This window comes from Frankia sp. CcWB2, from assembly GCF_977927585.1.
The window spans coordinates 1-3,128 of the sequence record NZ_CDWRCM010000236.1 but is presented as its reverse complement, the minus strand read 5'-3'; the positions used below and the strand labels follow the sequence as shown (position 1 = coordinate 3,128).

Sequence of the window (3,128 nt, the reverse complement as noted above, 5' to 3'; positions counted from 1 at the left end):
GCAGTCCCACGAGGAGTTCGCGGATGCGCTCGTGCAGATCCTGACGGATCTGCACGAGCGCATCTTCGCCGGCCAGACCATCTTCCGCCAGCGCCCGCCGAGCCACCGCCGCCGTCCGTTCCTCAACGGCCCGTAGGAGAGGGCGCCAGTGAACCGAACGGGATTCGGGACGCATCGTCACCTTCTATGCCTACAAGGGCGGCACGGGCCGATCCATGGTGCTCGCCAACGTCGCATGGCTGCTCGCCAGCAACGGACGGCGGGTGCTCGTCGTCGACTGGGATCTGGAGGCGCCCGGGCTCCACCGGTCCTTCCATCCGTTCCACCACGACCCGGATCTGCGGACGACCCGCGGCGTCATGGACATGATCTGGGATTTCACCGCGACGGTGATGTCGCCGCCGACCGCCGGCGAGGAAGACTGGTTCGAGCGGGCGACCGCGATCATGCCGTACGCGGTGTCTCTGACCTGGTCCTTTCCGGCCAACGGCACAATCGACTTCGTCTGCTCCGGTCGTCACGACGCAGCCTACTCCCGCCGGCTCAGCACCTTCGACTGGAGCACCTTCTACGACACGCACAACGGGGCCGATTTCATCGACGCACTCGCGGAGAACATGCGGTCGTCCTACGACTGGATCCTCATCGACAGCCGGACCGGGCTGAGCGACACCGCCGGAATATGCACCGTGCAGTTGCCCGATATCGTCGTAAACTGCTTCACACTCAGTACCCAGCATCGAGGGTGCCGCCGCCGTCGCCCAGTCGATCAGCGCACAGGACAAGGACGGTGAAATCGGCCATCTACCGGTGCCCATGCGGGTCGAGGACGGTGAGCAGAAAAAACTTGAGCTGGGCCGGGACTTCGCCCGTGCGATCTTCGATCCGTTTCTGCGGAACATGAGCGCCCGGGAGAAGGAACGGTACTGGGGCGATGTGGAGGTTCCATACAAGCCGTATTATGCGTACGAGGAGATCCTGGCGGTCTTCGGGGACCGCCCGTTGCAGGAGGGCACTCTTCTCGCCGCCTATGAAAGGCTTACCTCGTACCTGACCAACGGGGAGGTCCGCTCCCTCGCGACGCTGGACGAGACGCAGCGCCGCCGCAATCTCGCGGTCTTCGAGCGGACCACGGTGTCCATCCCGACTAACATCGTGGTGAGCTACGCCTCCGCCGACCGGAACTGGGCGGACTGGATCGCCACCGAGCTCGAGAGCGCCGGTTTCGCCACGAGGCTGGAACAGGCGGGCCCGGGCACCGGGAACCGGATCGATCAGGGCGCCGTCCCCGCGGCCGGTCATTTCCGAACAGTCGTCATCCTGTCATCGGCGTACGTCCGCTCACCGCCGGCGTTGGAGAGATGGCGCAGGACGGTCGCGAGCGATCCGGACGGGACGGGTCGGCTGCTCGTGCCCGTCCGCATCGAGGACTTCCAGCTGCCGGCCGAGTTCACCAACCGGGAGTATGCCGACCTCGTCGGTTTCGACGAGGCGCCCGCACGGCAGACGCTGCTTGCCGCGACGGGACGTCCGACCCGCCGGGCCACGCAACTCCGCCGGGAGATCGGCGTGGCGGCGAACGTGCGTTTCCCCGGCTCGCCGCCCCAGGTCTGGACAGGGGTACCGGAGCACAACCCGAGCTTCATCGGACGAGAGGCTCTCCTGGTCGGGCTGCGCGACCGCTTTTTCGGGGTGGGCGGGGCGCCCGTCAGTACCCAGGTTCTGCAGGGCCTCGCCGGCGTGGGTAAGACGCAGGTAGCCACGGAGTATGTGTTCCGGTTCGGGGCGTCCTATGATTTGGTCTGCTGGAGCGGGTGCGACCAGACGGCGCTGGTCCGCAGCAGTCTGGCTCGGTTGGCCGCCGACCTGGGCCTGCCGCACCGGGAGGGGCGGGAACCGGTTGACGAGGTGGTGAACGCCCTGCGCCGGGGTGATCCGTACCGACGCTGGCTCCTCGTCTTCGACAACGCCGACTCCCCCGATGATGTGGCGCCACTGATCCCGCATGGCCCCGGGCACGTGCTCATCACCTCGCGCAACCATCGCTGGCAGGGCAGGCAGGAGCGGGTGGAGATCGGTATGTTCAGCCGGGAGGAGAGTGTCGCGTTGTTGCGGCGGCGGGCTCCGGCGCTGACCACGGAGGTCGCCACGCAGCTCGCCGAGGCGCTGGGGGACCTTCCGCTGGCGCTCGAGCACGCCGGCGCCTGGCACGCCGAGACCGGGATGACCGCGGAACGGTACCTGGAACTTCTTGACCGAAGCCCAGGGCCGCTGCTGCTCGAGGGCGAGATCCCGACCTACCCCCTGCCAGTCGCCCGCACCTGGCTGCTGTCCATGGAGCGGCTACGCAGCGAGATTCCCACGGCGGCGCGGCTCGCCGAGCTGTGTGCCTTCTTCGGCCCAGAACCGATCAGTCTGCAGATCTTTGCCGGTGCGGGGCTACGTGACCTGACCGATGCCGAGGATCAGGAGTTCCGGGACTCCTTCGTACTGGCCAAGGCCGTCCGGCAGATCAGCGAGCACGCCCTGGTCCGGGTGGATCAGAAGAACGAGAGCCTGGAGATACACCGGCTCGTCCAGGCGGTGATCCGCGACGACCTCACACCCGACCAACGCACCGGTGTCCGCCGCCGGGTCCATGCGTTGCTGGCGGCGGCGGACCCGCTGGAGCCCGACCGCCCCGAGACATGGCCCCGCTACTCCCTGATCCGACCGCACCTGGTGCCCTCCGGCGCGGTGGGGTCGGCCTCCGAGGAGGTGTCGCGGCTCGTCTCGAACCAGGTCCAGTGTCTCTACGAGCAACGCGATCACTGGGGATGAAGGGATCTGGCGAGCGTCACCCTCGACATCTGGCGTGACGTCTTCGGCGACAACGACAAGCGGACCCTGACGCTCGCTCTCGACCTCGCCGACAGCCTGCGGGCGCTGGGGGAGCCGGACCAGGCCAAGGGACTCGACCAGCCTGCCCACGATCGCCTGACCCGCCTGTTCGGCAGCAACGACGCCCTCACGCTCCGCGCCGCGCGGGCACTCGGCGGGGACCTGCGCGGCATGGGTGACTACCAGGAGGCCCGACGCCTCGACGAGGACACCTACGCCCGCTACCGGGACATGGCGATCCTGTCCGA

General features: G+C 67.9%; 3 protein-coding genes. All 3 read left to right on the top strand.

The window, feature by feature from the left end:
• The first annotated feature begins 215 nt into the window (after positions 1 to 215).
• Positions 216 to 794, top strand: a complete 579-nt coding sequence (locus tag ACY45C_RS19175) for a KGGVGR-motif variant AAA ATPase (protein ID WP_462188957.1) — start codon at positions 216 to 218, stop codon at positions 792 to 794.
• A gap of 22 nt (positions 795 to 816) precedes the next feature.
• Positions 817 to 2,820, top strand: coding sequence for an FxSxx-COOH system tetratricopeptide repeat protein (gene fxsT / locus ACY45C_RS19170; RefSeq protein WP_462188961.1), 2,004 nt, complete (start codon positions 817 to 819; stop codon positions 2,818 to 2,820).
• Between the two features lie 6 nt (positions 2,821 to 2,826).
• On the top strand, positions 2,827 to 3,128 hold a 302-nt coding region (locus ACY45C_RS19165), incomplete at its 3' end, for a tetratricopeptide repeat protein (protein ID WP_462188960.1).

What these genes read in the sequence shown, in the direction of transcription:
- ACY45C_RS19175 (WP_462188957.1), top strand. Translation starts at nt 216, where the DNA reads ATGGTGCTCGCCAACGTCGCATGGCTGCTCGCCAGCAACGGACGGCGG.
- fxsT (WP_462188961.1), top strand. Translation starts at nt 817, where the DNA reads ATGCGGGTCGAGGACGGTGAGCAGAAAAAACTTGAGCTGGGCCGGGAC.